Genomic DNA, 16,919 nt, shown 5'->3' on the forward strand with positions numbered 1-16,919 from the left:
TCGCTAACCTTTCAGCGCGAAAGGTTTGTCACAAGGGCTTCACAGTGCCGGCGAGGGCGTTACACTCCGCGCCACCGCCCAACCCGAGCAGGGAGAATCCGATGCGTGTGTTGCTGGTCGAAGACCATCTGCCGTTGGCTGAAAGCGTGGCCCAGGCCCTCAAGAGCCAGGGCTTGACCGTGGATGTGCTGCATGACGGCGTGGCCGCCGACCTGGCCCTGGCCAGCGAGGACTATGCTGTCGCCGTGCTGGATGTCGGCCTGCCGCGCATGGACGGTTTCGAAGTGCTGGCGCGCCTGCGCTCGCGGGGCAAGACCCTGCCGGTGCTGATGCTCACCGCGCGCAGCGACGTCAAGGACCGCGTGCACGGCCTGAACCTTGGGGCCGACGACTACCTGGCCAAGCCTTTCGAGCTCACCGAGCTTGAGGCGCGGGTCAAGGCACTGCTGCGCCGTAGCGTGCTCGGTGGCGAACGTCAGCAACGTTGCGGGCCCCTGGTGTATGACCTGGACACGCGGCGCTTTGCGCTGGGTGACGAGCCGCTGACGTTGACCTCGCGCGAACAGAGCGTGCTCGAGGCGCTGATCGCCCGTCCCGGGCGGGTGATGAGCAAGGAGCAATTGGCCGCACAGGTGTTTGGCCTGGACGAAGAAGCCAGCCCCGATGCCATCGAGATCTACATCCATCGCCTGCGCAAGAAGCTCGATGGCCACCCGGTGGCGATCGTCACGTTCCGCGGCCTGGGCTACCTGCTCGAGCATCGCGATGCGTGACAACGGCAGCCTGCGCGCGCGCCTGCTCGGCAACCTGGCGCTGTTGCTCGTGGTGCTGATGCTGGCCAGCGGCCTGAGCGCTTACTGGAATGGCCGCGAGGCCGCCGACACCGCCTATGACCGCACGCTGCTGGCCTCGGCGCGGACCATTGCCGCCGGCCTTTCCCAGCGCGATGGCACGCTCAGCGCCGATGTGCCCTATGTGGCCCTGGACACCTTCGCCTACGACAGCGCCGGACGCATCTACTACCAGGTGCTGGATATTCACCAGAGGCTGATTTCCGGTTACGAGAAGCTGCCGCCGCCGCCCCCTGGCACGCCGCGCACCGACGACTATCCGGCACTGGCGCGCTTCTACAACGCCACCTACCTGGGCCAGGATGTGCGCGTGGTGAGCCTGCTCAAGGCCGTCAGCGAACCGAACATGAACGGCATGGCCGAGATCCGCGTGGCCGAGACCGAAGAGGCGCGGGTGAGCATGGCGCGCGGACTGATGGCCGACACGTTGCTGCGCCTGGGCATGCTTGCGCTGGGCGCGCTGGTGATGGTGTGGTTCGCGGTCAGTGCTGCACTGCGTCCGCTGGAGCGTCTGCGCACGGCGGTGGAGGCCCGTCAGCCCGACGATCTGCGGGCCCTGCCGGTGGTGCAGGTGCAGCATGAACTGGGGCCGCTGGTGCGGGCCTTGAACCACTTCACCGAGCGGCTGCGCGGCCAGTTCGAGCGCCAGGCGCAGTTCATCGCCGATGCTGCCCACGAGTTGCGCACACCACTGGCGGCGCTCAAGGCTCGGGTGGAGTTGGGCTTGCGCTCGCGGGAGCCCGAGGAGTGGCGCCAGACCCTGGAGTCTGCGGCCCAGGGGACTGATCGCCTTACCCACCTGGCCAACCAGTTGCTGTCGCTGGCCCGTGTGGAAAATGGCGCCCGGGCAATCGCCGAAGGCGGTGCAAAGCGCCTGGATCTCAGCCAGCTGGCCCGCGAACTGGGCATGGCCATGGCGCCGCTGGCCCATGCCCGGGGTGTTGCCCTGGCGCTGGAAGCCGAGGCGCCGGTTTGGCTGAAGGGCGAGCCGACCTTGCTCAACGAGCTGCTCAGCAACCTGGTGGACAATGCCCTGGCCCACACACCGATGGGCGGCAACGTGATCCTGCGCGTGCTGGCCCCTGCGGTGCTGGAGGTCGAGGACGATGGGCCGGGGATTCCACTGGATGATCGCGAGCGCGTGTTCGAGCGCTTCTACCGGCGCAGTGCCCAAGGCAGTGGGCTAGGGTTGGCGATCGTCGGCGAAATTTGCCGTGCGCATCTGGCGCAGATCAGCCTGCATGATGGCGACAACGGCGGTTTGAAGGTGCGGGTAAGTTTCATCGCGGATTGACCGCCGCACCCGCGGCAGTCAGCGCAACATGTCCCGTGCCTCGACCAGTTCCATCAGGTCCAGCTCCTTGCCCTCCGGCAGGCGCAGCAGCTTGTAGGCGGGCAGGCTGGTCAAGGGCTGGCCGCGCCCGCGCAGGCTGAGCGAGCGGGCGATCTGGACGATGCCGATGTAGTCGATCTTGTCGGTCTCGCGCTCCAGGTCCTGGACCTGGCTGGGCAGGTTGACCAGTTGCTCGGGAAACTCCCAGGCGCTGAGGATCTTGTCGCCCAGCACGGGATGGATCTGTTCGATCACGAAGTGCAGGCACACCGGGTCGGACAGCAGCTCGTTGTGCTCTTCGGCGTAGATCAGTACCGGCAGGGCGCCGATCTGGTGCACAAGACCACCCAGGGTGGCCTGGTCGGGTTTGAGGTGGGTGTAGCGTCTGCAGATTTCGTAACTGATGCCCGCCACTTCCAGGCTGTTTTCCCAGATATCGCGCAGCTTGTGTTCCACCGCCGGCGATCGGGCATGGAAGATCTGTTCGATCACCAGGCCGATAGCCAGGTTGCAGCTGTAGTTGACGCCCAGGCGTGTGATCGCGGTGTGCAGGTCGGTGACCTCCACCAGTGCGCGCAGCAGCGGGCTGTTGACCACCTTGATCAGGCGCGCCGACAGCGCAGCATCGCGACCGATCACGCGGCTCAAGGCGGCCACGCTGATTTCGCTGTCTTCGGCGGCTTCGCGGATGCTCAGGGCAACCTCGGGCAGCGTGGGCAGGACCAGGTCGTCGTTGTCGATGGCAGCGAGCAACTGCGCTTGAACCATCTCGGCCAGCTTGTTCATGGACTTCTCTACCGCAGTGGTGGGGCTGCCCCGCCGCAGCGGCGGGGCGGGCTGGTCAGCGCTGGATTTCCCGATCGCGGTCCAGTTCGTAGGGCAGGTCGAGCAGGGTCAGGCGTGGGCCTTCGAGGCTGCCCAGGTGCAGGTTGTCATCTTCCACCGAGTCGGCGCTGAGCACTGCCAGCAGTTCGACACCTTGCTCGGCCGGTGCCGCGATGACCACCTCGCCGACCGAGGAGCCGTGGGTGGGCGAGAAGATCTCTGCGCCGGGTGCGGGGGCTTCGTCCACGGGCAGCGAGAGGCGATACTGGCGACGCTTGAGCTTGCCCAGGTACTGCATGCGCGCGACGATTTCCTGGCCGGTATAGCAGCCCTTCTTGAAACTCACGCCGTCGACGGCCTGCAGGTTGATCATCTGCGGGATGAACAGTTCACGGGTCGGGCCCATGACCTGGCCGATGCCGGCGCGGATCTGGCCCAGCAGCCAGGCATCCAGGGTGCCTTCGGGCAGTGCGGCGGCGAGGACTTCGCGCACGTTGGCGGCCTGTTCGGCGGGCACCCACAGTTCGACGCGTGCAGGCGAGACAGCGATGGCGACGAGCCCTTCATGACGCACGGTGGCGCCGGCTGCCTGTGGTGTTTCAAGCCCCAGCGCGTGCAGCGCGGCATCGCCCTGCTGCAGGCCGAAGCGTACCCAGGCGGGGCTTTCGTCGGTCAGCGTGGCCTTGGAGAACACCGCGTACTTCTTCAGATCCGCCAATTGCGCCTCGAGCAGTTCGCTGGCCATGGCAAGCAGATAGCCATTGCCTTCGGGCAGGATGCGGAAGCTGGATTGCATGCGGCCTTTGACCATGCAGCGAGCGCCGAGACTGGCGTGCTGCGGATTCAGATAGTCGAGGTTGCAGGTCAGCTGGCCTTGCAGGAACTTGCCGGCGTCGGAGCCGCGGACAGCGAGGATGCCCTCGTGGGACAGGGGACAGAAGAAAGCGGAGTCGGCCATGGGTCATCGCGGTAGCTATAAAGACTGGCGGCCATCATAGAACGCCAGTAACAAAATAGGTAGGTGACTAGACCAATGCCTCGTGCCGCTGTGGTTGCAGCGCGGTATACTGCGCGACCATTCGAGGAGGGCCCCATGGTCGAACAAACTGAACTCAACCGGCTTTTCTGGCACAGCCGCCGCGGCATGCTGGAGCTGGACGTGCTGCTCGTACCCTTCACCCAGGAGGTTTACCCGAACCTGAGCGAAGCGGATCGCGAACTGTACCGCCGCCTGTTGACCTGCGAGGACCAGGACATGTTCGGCTGGTTCATGGAGCGTAACGAATCCGAAGACCCTGAGCTGCAGCGCATGGTCCGCATCATCCTGGACCGTGTCCAGCCCAAGTGAGTGCTTCGAGTGCCGTTGGCAGGGCTCGCGCCTGCTGCTGACGGCCTATCTTGCCGGGCAGGCGCTGGCGCTCGCCACTCTGTGGTTCAGTGCCTTGCCCTGGTGGTTGGCAACCTGCGTGCTGTTTGCCTGCCTCGCCCATGCCTGTTGGGTGATTCCCCGTCGTATCCTCCTGACCCATCCTGATGCCGTGACCGGTCTGCGCCGTGATGCGCGTGGCTGGCAGGCGTTCAGCCGTGCCCGTGGCTGGCAGCGGGTTAGGTTGTGCCGTGACAGCGTCGCGCTGCCGGTGATGGTGGTGTTGCGCTTCGTGCGCGAAGGGCGGCGGGTTGCCCAGAGCCAGTGCATTCCAAGGGATGCGCTGACGGCGGATGAGCACCGACAGCTTCGTGTGCGCTTGAAGTTCAGCCGACGCCGATGGGTGATGGCTGTAGAGTGAAGTGGGTGTTGCCGACCTCTTCGCGGGCAAGTCGCCGCGGCGAAAAGGCCGGCGCCAGGCTCAGGTCGGGCTGAGTATCGTATCCCTGGCCTCACCCAGCATCCCCGGGTAGTCCAGGGTGTAGTGCAGCCCACGGCTTTCTTTGCGCTGCATCGCCGAGCGAATCATCAGCTCGGCCACCTGTGCCAGGTTGCGCAGCTCGATCAGGTCGCGGCTGACCTTGTAGTTGCTGTAGAACTCGTCGATTTCGTCCAGCAGCAGGCGCACCCGGTGCTCGGCGCGCTGCAGGCGTTTGCTGGTGCGCACGATGCCGACGTAGTCCCACATGAATCGCCGCAGTTCGTCCCAGTTGTGCGCGATGATCACGTCTTCATCCGAATCGGTGACCTGGCTGGCATCCCAGCAAGGCAGGGCCTGCGGCCTGCCGACTTGATCCAGGTGCGCCTCGATGTCCGCGGCAGCCGCGCGGCCGTAGACGAAGCACTCCAGCAGCGAATTGCTGGCCATGCGATTGGCGCCGTGCAGGCCGGTGAAACTGGTCTCGCCAATGGCATACAGGCCCGGTACGTCGGTGTGGCCGCGCTCGTCGACCATCACGCCGCCGCAGGTGTAGTGCGCTGCCGGTACCACCGGGATCGGCTGGCGAGTGATGTCGATGCCGAAGGTCAGGCAGCGTTCGTAGACCGTGGGGAAGTGGCTCTTGATGAACTCGACCGGCTTGTGGGTGATGTCCAGGTACACGCAGTCCACGCCCAGGCGCTTCATCTCATGGTCGATGGCGCGAGCGACGATATCCCGTGGCGCCAACTCTTCGCGCGGGTCAAAGCGCGGCATGAAGCGCTCGCCGTTGGGCAGGCGCAGCAGCGCACCTTCGCCACGCAGGGCCTCGGTGATCAGGAAACTCTTGGCTTGCGGGTGGTACAGGCAGGTTGGGTGGAACTGGTTGAACTCAAGGTTCGCCACCCGACAGCCGGCGCGCCAGGCCATGGCAATGCCATCACCGCAGGCGCCGTCGGGGTTGCTGGTGTAGAGATAGACCTTGGCCGCGCCGCCTGTCGCTAACACCGTGAAGCGTGCGCCGAAGGTGTCCACCTCGCCGCTGTTGCGGTCGAGCACGTAGGCGCCCAGGCAGCGTTCGCCGGGCAGGCCCAGGCGCCGCTCGGTGATCAGGTCCACGGCTACACGCTGTTCGAGCAGGTCGATGTTCGGGCGCTGGCGCGCCTGTTCCAGAAGCGTGGTGAAGATCGCGGCGCCCGTGGCATCGGCGGCATGGATGATGCGGCGGTGGCTGTGACCGCCTTCACGGGTGAGGTGGAACTCGAAGCCGCCGTCGTCGACGCTGTGGTGTTCATCGCGGGTGAAGGGCACGCCCTGCTCGATCAGCCACTCGATGGCTTCGCGGCTGTGTTCGACGGTGAATCGCACGGCGTCTTCATGGCACAGGCCACCGCCTGCATTGAGCGTGTCCTCGACGTGCGATTGCACCGTGTCGGTGTCGTCCAGTACCGCGGCGACACCGCCCTGGGCCCAGAAGGTAGAGCCGTTGGCGAGGTCGCCCTTGCTCAGGACCGCGACGCGCAGGTGGCCGGGAAGGTTCAGTGCCAGGCTGAGACCGGCGGCGCCACTGCCGATCACCAGGACATCATGTTGGAATTGTTGGCTCATGTCGGGACACTAGTAACTAGGGAAGGGGAGCGGCACAATAGTGATGCGTATATGGCATTGTGAAACTATCGTGAAAGATGCCGGGCTGCCTTTATAGCAGCCCACGGCGTCGGATTTCCAATGGCGGTTGCGCAGGCGTGGCGACTTTGTGGGAACTTTCCAGTACCCCTGCAAATCTCAAGAAGGCTGCCCGTCTGCCACGATTGCCGAGGCGACGCAGGACAGCGGCTCTACCCGGGCTGAAACCTGTGTATTCGAGACACCGATTATCGACGCAGCCGGCTGCGACCGCGCTGTGTCTTTTTCGTGCGAGCCGACCAGAGGCCGCAGGAAACTTGCTTGGAGGGGAGAACTTTTGCGCAAAGCCCGAGTCTATGGTTGCAAGCCTGAACGATGGCTGTCGCAACGCTCCTTTGAGTTCACTGAGGAGTGTTCATGCTAACCCAGGAAGAGGATCAGCAGCTTGTCGAGCGCGTGCAGCGCGGTGACAGGCGAGCGTTCGATCTGTTGGTGCTGAAGTATCAGCACAAGATTCTCGGGTTGATCGTGCGTTTTGTACACGACACCCATGAAGCGCAGGACGTGGCGCAGGAAGCTTTCATCAAGGCCTACCGTGCGCTTGGCAACTTCCGCGGTGACAGTGCGTTCTACACGTGGCTGTACCGCATCGCCATCAACACGGCGAAGAATTACCTGGTGTCCCGTGGAAGACGGCCGCCAGACAGCGATGTGAGCTCCGAGGATGCGGAGTTCTACGACGGCGATCATGGTCTCAAGGATCTCGAGTCCCCAGAGCGCTCGTTGTTGCGGGATGAAATCGAAGGCACTGTCCATCGCACCATCCAGCAACTGCCCGAAGACCTGCGCACGGCATTGACCCTGCGCGAGTTCGACGGGCTGAGTTACGAAGACATTGCCAGTGTCATGCAATGTCCGGTGGGTACCGTGCGCTCTCGAATCTTCCGCGCTCGGGAGGCCATAGACAAAGCCCTGCAACCCCTGTTGCAGGAAACCTGAGACAGCGGCGACAGCCAAGAGAGGAACCGCCATGAGTCGTGAAGCTTTGCAGGAATCGCTGTCCGCGGTAATGGATAACGAAGCGGACGAACTGGAATTACGTCGCGTGCTGAACGCGGTCGATGATGCCGAGACACGTGCCACCTGGTCGCGTTACCAGGTCGCTCGCGCAGCCATGCACAAGGAGCTGCTGCTGCCCAAGCTCGACATCGCGTCGGCCGTTTCTGCCGCGCTGGCCGACGAAGCCGTCCCGGTCAAGGCCAAGCGTGGCCCTTGGCGCAGCATTGGTCGCCTGGCCGTTGCCGCTTCGGTGACCGTCGCTGTGCTGGCGGGCGTACGCCTGTACAACCAGGATGAGATCAACGGCGCGCAACTTGCTTCGCAGCAACCTGTGCAGCAGGGGGTCACCGTACCGCAGACTCAAGGTCCAGCCGTTCTGGCAGGCTATAGTGAGAGCAGCGAGCAACCGACCGGGCCGATGGCCAACGGTGTGCTGCAGAACCAGGCCGGCTGGGATCAGCGTCTGCCAGGTTACCTGCGCCAGCACGCTCAGGAGTCTGCGCTGAAGGGCACTGAAACCGCTCTGCCTTACGCACGCGCCGCCAGCCTGGAAAATCGCTAAGTAAGGAGGATCATGCGCGCGCTACCTCTTCTGTCGCTGCTGCTCGGCAGCTGCATCACGGTGCCGGCATTGGCGGCCAACTCTTCGCCCGAGGCGAGCGAGTGGCTGAATAAGCTGGCACAGGCCGAGCAAGGGCAGAGTTACCAGGGTTCTTTCGTCTACGAACGTAACGGCAGTTTTTCTTCCCACGATATCTGGCATCGCGTCCAGGACGGCAAAGTCAGCGAGCGGTTGTTGCAGCTCGATGGCGCCGCCCAGGAAATCGTGCGGGTCGACGGCAAGGTGCAGTGCGTCAGTGGTTCCCTGGTCAGCGGGGTCGGTACGCCGCCCGATTCCGCCCCGCGAGTGCTCGATCCTCTGAAGCTGATGAGCTGGTACGACCTGGGTGTGGCTGGCAAGGCACGTATCGCCGGGCGCGACGCGGTGATCGTCACCCTCACTCCACGCGACCAGCACCGTTACGCCTTTGAACTTCACCTGGATCGCCAGACCGGCCTGCCGCTGCGGTCGTTGATGCTCAACGACAAGGGCCAGTTGCTCGAGCGCTTCCAGATGACCCGCCTGGATACCGATGATGTTCCGACCGATCGCGACCTGCAGGCCAGTTCCGCGTGCAAGCCGGTGCAGCCTCTTGCGGCGGCGAAGCCTGAAACTGTCGCTGGCTGGCGTTCCGACTGGCTGCCGCCTGGCTTCGAGCTGGTCAACAGCGCCGTGCGCCGTGATCCCGAACGCAACAGCACCGTCAGCAGCCTGATGTACGACGATGGGCTGGCGCGGTTCTCCGTCTTTCTCGAGCCGATCAAGGAAGACGCCGGTACCGATACCCGTGCGCAACTGGGGCCTACCGTCGCTGTCTCGCGGCATCTGAACACACCCAAGGGCAAGGTCATGGTCACCGTGGTCGGAGAGATTCCGCTGGGGACCGCCGAGCGCGTGGCATTGTCGATGCGCGCCCAGGATGTCCAGGCGCGGTAATGACCGTCCCAGACCCTTCCTACAAGCTGTCAGGCGCGCAGCTGACATGAAATTAAAGCATTGTCATTTGCAATCAACTGGTAAATTTTCTATAGGTCAGACTTCCTGGAGTCTGGCCTTTCCTGCATCTGCAGGGGCCCTTCTGCTAACTACGCTCGTTGTGACGGGAGCCGTATGTCAATACCACGCTTGAAAACCTATCTATCGATGTTCGCCGCCGTGCTGATGCTCGGCCAGGTGCTTACCGCCCAGGCCGAGGAAGCCCTGCCGGACTTCACCACCCTGGTCGAGCAAGCCTCGCCGGCGGTGGTCAACATCAGTACCAAGCAAAAACTGCCGGACCGTCGCGTCGCCGCCGGGCAGATGCCCGACCTGGAGGGCCTGCCTCCGATGTTCCGCGAGTTTTTCGAGCGCAACATGCCGCAGCAGCCGCGCTCCCCGCGTGGCGATCGCCAGCGTGAGGCTCAGTCGCTGGGCTCGGGCTTCATCATCTCCAGCGATGGTTATGTCCTGACCAACAACCATGTTGTCGCCGATGCCGACGAGATCATCGTCCGCCTGTCCGATCGCAGCGAACTGCAAGCCAAGCTGGTTGGCACCGACCCGCGCACCGACGTGGCACTGCTCAAGGTCGATGGCAAGAATCTGCCGACCGTCAAGCTGGGCGATTCCGAGAAGCTGAAGGTCGGTGAGTGGGTGTTGGCCATCGGCTCGCCGTTCGGTTTCGATCATTCGGTGACCAAAGGTATCGTCAGCGCCAAGGGGCGTACCTTGCCCAACGACACCTACGTGCCGTTCATCCAGACCGACGTCGCGATCAACCCGGGTAACTCCGGCGGCCCGCTGTTCAACATGAAGGGTGAGGTCGTGGGTATCAACTCGCAGATCTTCACCCGCTCCGGCGGCTTCATGGGCCTGTCGTTCGCCATCCCGATCGACGTGGCGATCGATGTCTCGAACCAGTTGAAGAAAGACGGCAAGGTCAGCCGCGGCTGGCTCGGCGTGGTGATCCAGGAAGTGAACAAGGACCTGGCCGAGTCCTTCGGGCTCGACAAGCCTGCCGGTGCGCTTGTAGCCCAGGTGCTGGAGAACGGCCCTGCGGCCAAGGGCGGCCTGCAGGTCGGTGACGTGATCCTGAGCATGAACGGCCAGCCGATCGTCATGTCCGCAGACCTGCCACACCTGGTCGGCGGTCTCAAGGATGGCCAGAAAGCCAAGCTCGAGATCATCCGCGAAGGCAAGCGTCAGACCCTGGACATCACCATCGGTGCACTCCCTGAAGACGATGCCGACATTGGCACCGCTGGCCAGGCAGGCGTGGAGCGCAACAGCAACCGCCTGGGCGTCTCGGTCGCCGACCTCAGCGACGAGCAGAAGAAGTCGCTCGAGCTCAAGGGTGGTGTGGTCATCAAGGAGGTTCAGGATGGTCCGGCAGCACTGATTGGCCTGCGTCCGGGCGACGTGATCAGCCACCTGAACAACCAGGCGATCAGCTCGGCCAAGCAATTCACCGAGATCGCCAAGGACCTGCCGAAGAACCGTTCGGTATCGATGCGTGTGCTGCGACAGGGCCGCGCCAGCTTCATCACCTTCAAGTTGGCTGAATAGGCTGAGTGAAGGGTAGGAAAGGGCAGCTTCGGCTGCCCTTTTTCATGAGCGTGTCATGATGTTCTGTGGGAACATCAGCGAGCCGAGCAAATTCATGTCGCATTTGCAGGTGTGCGTGGCGATAGAGGAATCTCCCATATCCCTCCGGCTTGAGGTACAATTCCCGGCTATTTTTCCGCGGGCGTCCGGCTCGCAGCCTTTTCGAGTGTTGACCCGTGAGTGATTTGAGTCATATCCGCAATTTCTCCATCATCGCCCACATCGACCATGGCAAGTCGACGCTGGCCGACCGTTTCATCCAGATGTGCGGTGGCCTGTCGGCGCGCGAAATGGAGGCCCAGGTCCTCGACTCCATGGACCTCGAGCGTGAACGCGGTATCACCATCAAGGCCCACAGCGTCACCCTGCACTACAAGGCGCAGGACGGCAAAACCTACCAGTTGAACTTCATCGACACCCCCGGCCACGTCGACTTCACCTACGAAGTCTCGCGTTCGCTGGCCGCGTGCGAGGGCGCGCTGCTGGTGGTCGATGCCGGTCAGGGCGTCGAGGCGCAGTCGGTCGCCAACTGCTACACCGCCATCGAGCAGGGCCTCGAGGTCATGCCGGTACTGAACAAGATGGACCTGCCCCAGGCCGATCCGGACCGCGTCAAGGACGAGATCGAGAAGATCATCGGCATCGACGCCACCGAAGCCGTGGCCTGCAGTGCCAAGAGCGGCATGGGCGTGGACGAGGTGCTCGAGCGCCTGGTGCAGACCATTCCCGCGCCAGAAGGCGAGATCGACGCCCCTCTGCAGGCGCTGATCATCGACTCCTGGTTCGACAACTACCTGGGCGTCGTGTCGCTGGTGCGTGTGCGCCAGGGCCGGGTCAAGAAGGGCGACAAGATCCTGGTCAAGTCCACCGGCAAGGTGCACCTGGTCGACAGCGTCGGTGTCTTCACCCCGAAACACACCCAGACCGCCGACCTCAAGGCTGGCGAAGTGGGCTTCATCATCGCCAGCATCAAGGACATTCACGGCGCGCCGGTCGGCGACACCCTGACGCTGTCCTCGACCCCCGAGGTCGAGGTGCTGCCTGGCTTCAAGAAGATCCAGCCGCAGGTGTACGCCGGCCTGTTCCCGGTCAGCTCCGACGATTTCGAGGACTTCCGCGACGCCCTGCAGAAGCTGACGCTCAACGACTCGTCGCTGCAGTACATGCCGGAAAGCTCCGACGCTCTGGGCTTCGGCTTCCGTTGCGGCTTCCTCGGCATGCTGCACATGGAGATCATCCAGGAGCGCCTCGAGCGCGAATACGACCTGGACCTGATCACCACCGCACCGAGCGTGATCTACGAGCTGGAGCTCAAGACCGGCGAAACCATCGTCGTCGACAACCCGTCGAAGCTGCCGGATGTCTCGGCGGTCGCGGACTTCCGCGAGCCGATCGTCACGGCGACCATCCTCGTGCCGCAGGAGCACCTGGGCAACGTCATCACCCTGTGCATCGAGAAGCGTGGCGTTCAGCGTGACATGCAGTTCCTCGGCAGCCAGGTACAGGTGCGCTACGACCTGCCGATGAACGAAGTGGTGCTGGACTTCTTCGACAAGCTCAAATCCACCAGCCGCGGCTACGCTTCGCTGGACTATCATTTCGATCGCTACCAGTCGGCCAACCTGGTCAAGCTGGACGTGCTGATCAACGGCGACAAGGTCGATGCCCTGGCATTGATCGTGCATCGTGACAACGCGGCCTACAAAGGCCGTGCGTTGACCGAGAAGATGAAGGAACTGATTCCTCGGCAGATGTTCGACGTGGCGATCCAGGCAGCTATCGGCGGCCAGATCATTGCGCGGACCACTGTCAAGGCGCTCAGAAAGAACGTACTGGCTAAGTGCTATGGCGGTGACGTCAGCCGTAAGAAGAAGCTGCTGGAGAAGCAGAAGGCCGGTAAGAAACGCATGAAGCAGGTGGGCAACGTGGAGATCCCACAGGAAGCCTTCCTCGCTGTGCTCAGGTTGGATAGCTAGGTCCTATGTCGCTAAATTTCCCGCTGTTGCTAGTCATCGCCGTCGCTGTCTGCGGCCTGTTGGGTCTGATCGATCTGCTGTTCCTGGCCCCGCGCCGGCGAGCGGCGATCGCCAACTACCAGGGCAGCGTCAGCCAGCCCGAGGTCGCGGTGGTCGAGCGCCTGAACAAGGAGCCGTTGCTCGTCGAGTACGGCAAGTCGTTCTTCCCGGTACTGTTCATCGTGCTGGTGCTGCGCTCGTTCCTGGTCGAACCCTTCCAGATTCCGTCGGGTTCGATGAAGCCGACCCTGGAAGTGGGCGATTTCATCCTGGTGAACAAGTTCTCCTACGGTATCCGCCTGCCGGTGATCGACAAGAAGGTCATCGAGGTCGGTGACCCGCAGCGCGGTGACGTCATGGTGTTCCGCTACCCGAGCGACCCGAACGTCAACTACATCAAGCGTGTGGTCGGTCTGCCGGGCGACCGGATCCGCTACACCAACGAGAAGCACCTGTACGTCAACGACCAGCTGGTCGCTGAGCAACTGGTGGGCACCGAAGCCGGATCCTTGGGTAGCGCCGAGTTGTACAAGGAGAAGCTGGGCGAAGCCGAGCACCTGATCCGCAAGGAAATGAGCCGCTATCGCATGCCGCCGGACCAGCAGTGGACCGTGCCGGCTGGCCATTACTTCATGATGGGCGACAACCGCGACAACTCCAACGACAGCCGCTACTGGGACGACCCGAGTATCCCGCGCGAGCTGCAGGGCATGGTCCCGGACCGTAACATCGTCGGCAAGGCCTTTGCGGTCTGGATGAGCTGGCCCGAGCCCAAGCTCAGCCACTTCCCCAACCTGTCACGGGTCGGTCTGATCCATTGATACCCCTCGGCGCTGTCCACAGACAGCGCCGAATGCATTTCTGACATAGGCTGTGTTCTCAGGGATGGGTAAATTCGCCGCTGCATGACGGCGTGACACAGCCAAACAGTCTTTCAGGATGTTGATTTGAACGCGTTTAACAACGAAGGGGTGGCTGCATGAGCGCTTCCCTCGAACGCCTGGAGCGCAAGCTCGGCTATACCTTCAAAGACCGGGATCAGATGCTCCTGGCACTTACGCACCGCAGCTACGCCGGGCGCAACAACGAGCGCCTGGAGTTTCTCGGCGATGCGATTCTCAATTTCGTGGCTGGCGAGGCGCTGTTCGAGCGTTTCCCGCAGGCTCGCGAAGGCCAGTTGTCGCGCCTGCGCGCTCGCCTGGTCAAAGGAGAAACCCTGGCCCGCCTGGCCCGTGGCTTCGACCTGGGCGACTACTTGCGCCTTGGCTCGGGTGAACTCAAGAGCGGTGGTTTTCGCCGCGAGTCCATTCTTGCCGACGCCCTCGAAGCGCTGATCGGCGCGATCTACCTGGACGCCGACATGCCGACTGCCCGCGAGCGCATCCTGGCCTGGTTGGCCGGTGAGTTCGATGGGCTGACCCTGGTCGACACCAACAAGGACCCCAAGACGCGCCTGCAGGAATACCTGCAGTCGCGTGCCTGCGAGCTGCCGCGTTATGAAGTGGTGGATATCCAGGGCGAACCTCATTGCCGCACCTTCTTCGTCGAATGCGAAGTGGTGCTGCTAAACAACAAGAGCCGCGGTCAGGGCGTGAGCCGGCGTATCGCCGAGCAGGTCGCCGCTGCCGCCGCACTGATCGCCTTGGGCGTGGAGAATGGCAATGACTGAGAACAATCCGACCCGCTGCGGTTACGTGGCCATCGTCGGCCGCCCCAACGTGGGCAAGTCCACGCTGCTCAACCACATCCTCGGGCAGAAGCTGGCGATCACCTCGCGCAAGCCGCAGACCACCCGTCACAACATGCTCGGCATCAAGACCGAAGGTGACGTGCAGGCGATCTACGTCGACACCCCCGGCATGCACAAGGCCAACGACAAGGCCTTGAACCGCTACATGAACCGCAACGCCTCGGCAGCCCTCAAGGATGTCGACGTGGTGATCTTTGTGGTCGACCGCACCCGTTGGACCGATGAGGACCAACTGGTGCTCGAACGTGTGCAGTACGTCACTGGCCCGCTCATCATCGCGGTCAACAAGACCGACCGCATGGAAGAGAAAGCCGAGCTGATCCCGCATCTGCAGTGGCTGCAGGAGCAACTTCCGAACGCCGAAGTGATGCCGATCTCGGCCCAGCAGGGGCACAACCTGGACGCGCTGGAAGCTCAGATCGCCAAGCACCTGCCGGAAAACGAGCACTTCTTCCCGGAAGACCAGATCACCGACCGCAGCAGCCGTTTCCTGGCGGCCGAACTGGTACGCGAGAAGATCATGCGCCAGCTCGGTGCCGAGCTGCCGTACCAGATCACGGTCGAGATCGAGGAATTCAAGCAGCAGGGGCATGTGCTGCACATCCACGCCTTGATCCTGGTCGAGCGTGATGGCCAGAAGAAGATCATCATCGGCGACAAGGGCGAGCGTATCAAACGCATTGGTTCCGAGGCCCGCAAGGACATGGAGGTGTTGTTCGACTCCAAGGTCATGCTCAACCTCTGGGTCAAGGTCAAGGGCGGCTGGTCCGATGACGAACGCGCCCTGCGTTCGCTGGGTTACGGCGACCTCTAAGCCTCGCCGCGCACCTTGTAGGAGCGGGCTTGCCCGCGAACACGGGCAACGCCCGTGCCATGCATCCACGGTGCCTGGGCTGGCCTCTTCGCGGGCAAGCCCGCTCCTACAGGTGTGCGCTTTGCCTGAGACCGAGTGACCGCTCATGGACCAACCCACCCCGCAACCCGCCTACGTCCTGCACAGCCGCGCCTACAAGGAAACCAGCGCGTTGGTGGACTTCTTCACCGCCCAAGGCCGTGTGCGGGCGGTGCTGCGGCGCGCGCGCGGCAAGGGCGGCAGCCCGGTGCGCCCCTTCGTGCCGCTGGAAGTCGAGTTGCGCGGGCGAGGCGAGTTGAAGAACGTCGGTCGGTTGGATACGGTCGGCCTTGCCGGCTGGCTGCATGGCGATGCGTTGTTCAGCGGGCTGTATCTCAACGAGTTGCTGATGCGCCTGCTTCCTGCCGAGGCGCCGTTCCCTGCACTGTTCGAGCACTACACCCTCACCCTTGAGGCGCTGGCTGCCGGTCGCCCGTTGGAGCCGCTGCTGCGCGCCTTCGAATGGCGTCTGCTGGACGAGTTGGGTTATGCCTTCTCGCTGACTCACGACGTGAACGATGACGCGGTCGTCGCCGAGGGGCGCTACCGACTCCAGGTGGACGCCGGGCTGGAGCGGGTCGAACTGCTTCAGCCTGGTCTGTTCATTGGCACAGAGCTGTTGGCCCTGGCCGATGCCGACTGGGACGCACCTGGCGCGCTGCTTGCGGCCAAGCGCCTGATGCGCCAGGCGCTTGCCGTTCACCTGGGGCCCAAGCCGCTGGTCAGCCGGGAACTGTTTCGCAAGCGCTGAGCACGTCGTATGCTGTGTGGCTCAATCTTCAGGAGAGCCTTTCGTGACTCACAGCAACCGCATGCTTCTCGGCGTCAACATCGATCACGTGGCCACTCTGCGCCAGGCCCGGGGCACCCGCTATCCGGACCCGGTCAAGGCCGCGCTGGATGCCGAGGAAGCGGGTGCCGACGGCATCACCGTGCATTTGCGCGAAGACCGTCGGCACATCCAGGAGCGTGACGTGCTGCTGCTCAAGGACGTGTTGCAGACGCGCATGAACTTCGAGATGGGCGTGACCGAGGAAATGATGCTCTTTGCCGAGAGGATCCGCCCTGCGCACATCTGCCTAGTGCCCGAGACCCGTCAGGAGCTGACCACCGAAGGTGGCCTGGACGTGGCCGGCCAGGAGGCGCGGATCAAGGCTGCGGTGGAACGCCTGGCGCGTACCGGGGCCGAGGTGTCGCTGTTCATCGATGCCGACGAGCGGCAGATCGAAGCGTCGCGTCGCGTGGGCGCACCGGCCATCGAGTTGCATACCGGTCGCTATGCCGATGCACAGACCCCGACCGAGGTGGCCGAAGAGCTGAAGCGTATCGTCGAGGGTGTGGCCTTCGGCGTGGGGCAGGGGCTGATCGTCAATGCCGGGCATGGCCTGCACTACCATAACGTCGAGGCCGTGGCAGCGATCAAGGGTATCAATGAGCTGAACATTGGCCATGCGCTGGTGGCCCATGCATTGTTCGTCGGCTTCAAGGCCGCGGTGGCAGAGATGAAGGCCCTGATCGTGGCGGCCAGTTCCCGCTGATC

Annotated in this window: 17 protein-coding genes; 14 read left to right on the forward strand and 3 right to left on the reverse strand. The window is 63.5% G+C overall.

Going from position 1 to position 16,919, the window contains the following annotated elements:
* Window positions 1-101: 101 nt before the first annotated feature.
* Both AC2CGW_RS14005 and AC2CGW_RS14010 read left to right on the forward strand, forming a co-directional pair.
* The gene (locus tag AC2CGW_RS14005; RefSeq protein ID WP_054891845.1) at window positions 102-773 is read left to right on the forward strand and encodes a response regulator; all 672 of its coding nucleotides are present in this window, start codon (window positions 102-104) and stop codon (window positions 771-773) included.
* Entirely contained in the window at window positions 766-2,145 is a 1,380-nt protein-coding gene (locus AC2CGW_RS14010; protein WP_186668614.1) for a sensor histidine kinase, read from the forward strand. Before AC2CGW_RS14005 ends, AC2CGW_RS14010 begins: the two co-directional genes overlap by 8 nt.
* A gap of 18 nt (window positions 2,146-2,163) precedes the next feature.
* Here AC2CGW_RS14010 and AC2CGW_RS14015 read toward each other — a convergent pair whose 3' ends face one another.
* A complete protein-coding gene (locus AC2CGW_RS14015) occupies window positions 2,164-2,970 on the reverse strand; it encodes an HDOD domain-containing protein (protein WP_484574183.1) in 807 nt (268 codons plus the stop codon).
* 55 nt (window positions 2,971-3,025) lie between these two features.
* The gene (ygfZ, locus tag AC2CGW_RS14020) at window positions 3,026-3,967 is read right to left on the reverse strand and encodes a CAF17-like 4Fe-4S cluster assembly/insertion protein YgfZ (protein ID WP_484574184.1); all 942 of its coding nucleotides are present in this window, start codon (window positions 3,965-3,967) and stop codon (window positions 3,026-3,028) included.
* 135 nt (window positions 3,968-4,102) lie between these two features.
* Between ygfZ and AC2CGW_RS14025 the strand changes: the two genes are divergently transcribed.
* On the forward strand, window positions 4,103-4,357 hold the full coding sequence (locus AC2CGW_RS14025; protein WP_054891841.1) for an FAD assembly factor SdhE: 255 nt from the start codon (window positions 4,103-4,105) through the stop codon (window positions 4,355-4,357).
* On the forward strand, window positions 4,341-4,796 hold the full coding sequence (locus tag AC2CGW_RS14030) for a protein YgfX (RefSeq protein ID WP_484574185.1): 456 nt from the start codon (window positions 4,341-4,343) through the stop codon (window positions 4,794-4,796). The genes AC2CGW_RS14025 and AC2CGW_RS14030 overlap by 17 nt, the downstream gene beginning before the upstream one ends.
* Before the next feature lie 60 nt (window positions 4,797-4,856).
* Here the strand turns inward: AC2CGW_RS14030 and nadB are convergent, their stop codons facing one another.
* Complete coding sequence (gene nadB, locus AC2CGW_RS14035; RefSeq protein WP_186668608.1) at window positions 4,857-6,461, reverse strand: L-aspartate oxidase; 1,605 nt, start codon at window positions 6,459-6,461, stop codon at window positions 4,857-4,859.
* Window positions 6,462-6,896: 435 nt separating this feature from the next.
* Between nadB and rpoE the strand changes: the two genes are divergently transcribed.
* The 10 genes from rpoE (at window position 6,897) to pdxJ (ending at window position 16,917) form a co-directional block, all read left to right on the forward strand.
* A complete protein-coding gene (gene rpoE, locus AC2CGW_RS14040; protein WP_003252049.1) occupies window positions 6,897-7,478 on the forward strand; it encodes an RNA polymerase sigma factor RpoE/AlgU in 582 nt (193 codons plus the stop codon).
* Between the two features lie 31 nt (window positions 7,479-7,509).
* The gene (locus AC2CGW_RS14045) at window positions 7,510-8,100 is read left to right on the forward strand and encodes a sigma-E factor negative regulatory protein (RefSeq protein ID WP_186668606.1); all 591 of its coding nucleotides are present in this window, start codon (window positions 7,510-7,512) and stop codon (window positions 8,098-8,100) included.
* Between the two features lie 12 nt (window positions 8,101-8,112).
* Window positions 8,113-9,075, forward strand: a complete 963-nt coding sequence (locus AC2CGW_RS14050) for a MucB/RseB C-terminal domain-containing protein (protein WP_186668604.1) — start codon at window positions 8,113-8,115, stop codon at window positions 9,073-9,075.
* Between the two features lie 207 nt (window positions 9,076-9,282).
* On the forward strand, window positions 9,283-10,683 hold the full coding sequence (locus tag AC2CGW_RS14055; RefSeq protein ID WP_411384446.1) for a DegQ family serine endoprotease: 1,401 nt from the start codon (window positions 9,283-9,285) through the stop codon (window positions 10,681-10,683).
* Window positions 10,684-10,898: 215 nt separating this feature from the next.
* Window positions 10,899-12,698 (forward strand): translation elongation factor 4, encoded by a 1,800-nt coding sequence (gene lepA, locus AC2CGW_RS14060; protein WP_186668600.1) that lies wholly within the window; start codon window positions 10,899-10,901, stop codon window positions 12,696-12,698.
* Window positions 12,699-12,703: 5 nt separating this feature from the next.
* Window positions 12,704-13,558, forward strand: coding sequence for a signal peptidase I (lepB, locus tag AC2CGW_RS14065; protein WP_054891835.1), 855 nt, complete (start codon window positions 12,704-12,706; stop codon window positions 13,556-13,558).
* 158 nt (window positions 13,559-13,716) lie between these two features.
* Window positions 13,717-14,406: a ribonuclease III gene (gene rnc / locus AC2CGW_RS14070; RefSeq protein ID WP_288374473.1), complete on the forward strand. Its 690-nt coding sequence runs from the start codon at window positions 13,717-13,719 to the stop codon at window positions 14,404-14,406.
* Window positions 14,399-15,301, forward strand: a complete 903-nt coding sequence (gene era, locus AC2CGW_RS14075; RefSeq protein WP_186668596.1) for a GTPase Era — start codon at window positions 14,399-14,401, stop codon at window positions 15,299-15,301. The genes rnc and era overlap by 8 nt, the downstream gene beginning before the upstream one ends.
* Before the next feature lie 145 nt (window positions 15,302-15,446).
* Window positions 15,447-16,130: a DNA repair protein RecO gene (recO, locus tag AC2CGW_RS14080; RefSeq protein WP_186668594.1), complete on the forward strand. Its 684-nt coding sequence runs from the start codon at window positions 15,447-15,449 to the stop codon at window positions 16,128-16,130.
* Window positions 16,131-16,191: 61 nt separating this feature from the next.
* Window positions 16,192-16,917, forward strand: a complete 726-nt coding sequence (gene pdxJ, locus AC2CGW_RS14085; RefSeq protein WP_484574220.1) for a pyridoxine 5'-phosphate synthase — start codon at window positions 16,192-16,194, stop codon at window positions 16,915-16,917.
* Window positions 16,918-16,919: the final 2 nt, after the last annotated feature.

This window comes from Pseudomonas sp. SYWMCR5 (assembly GCF_057197165.1).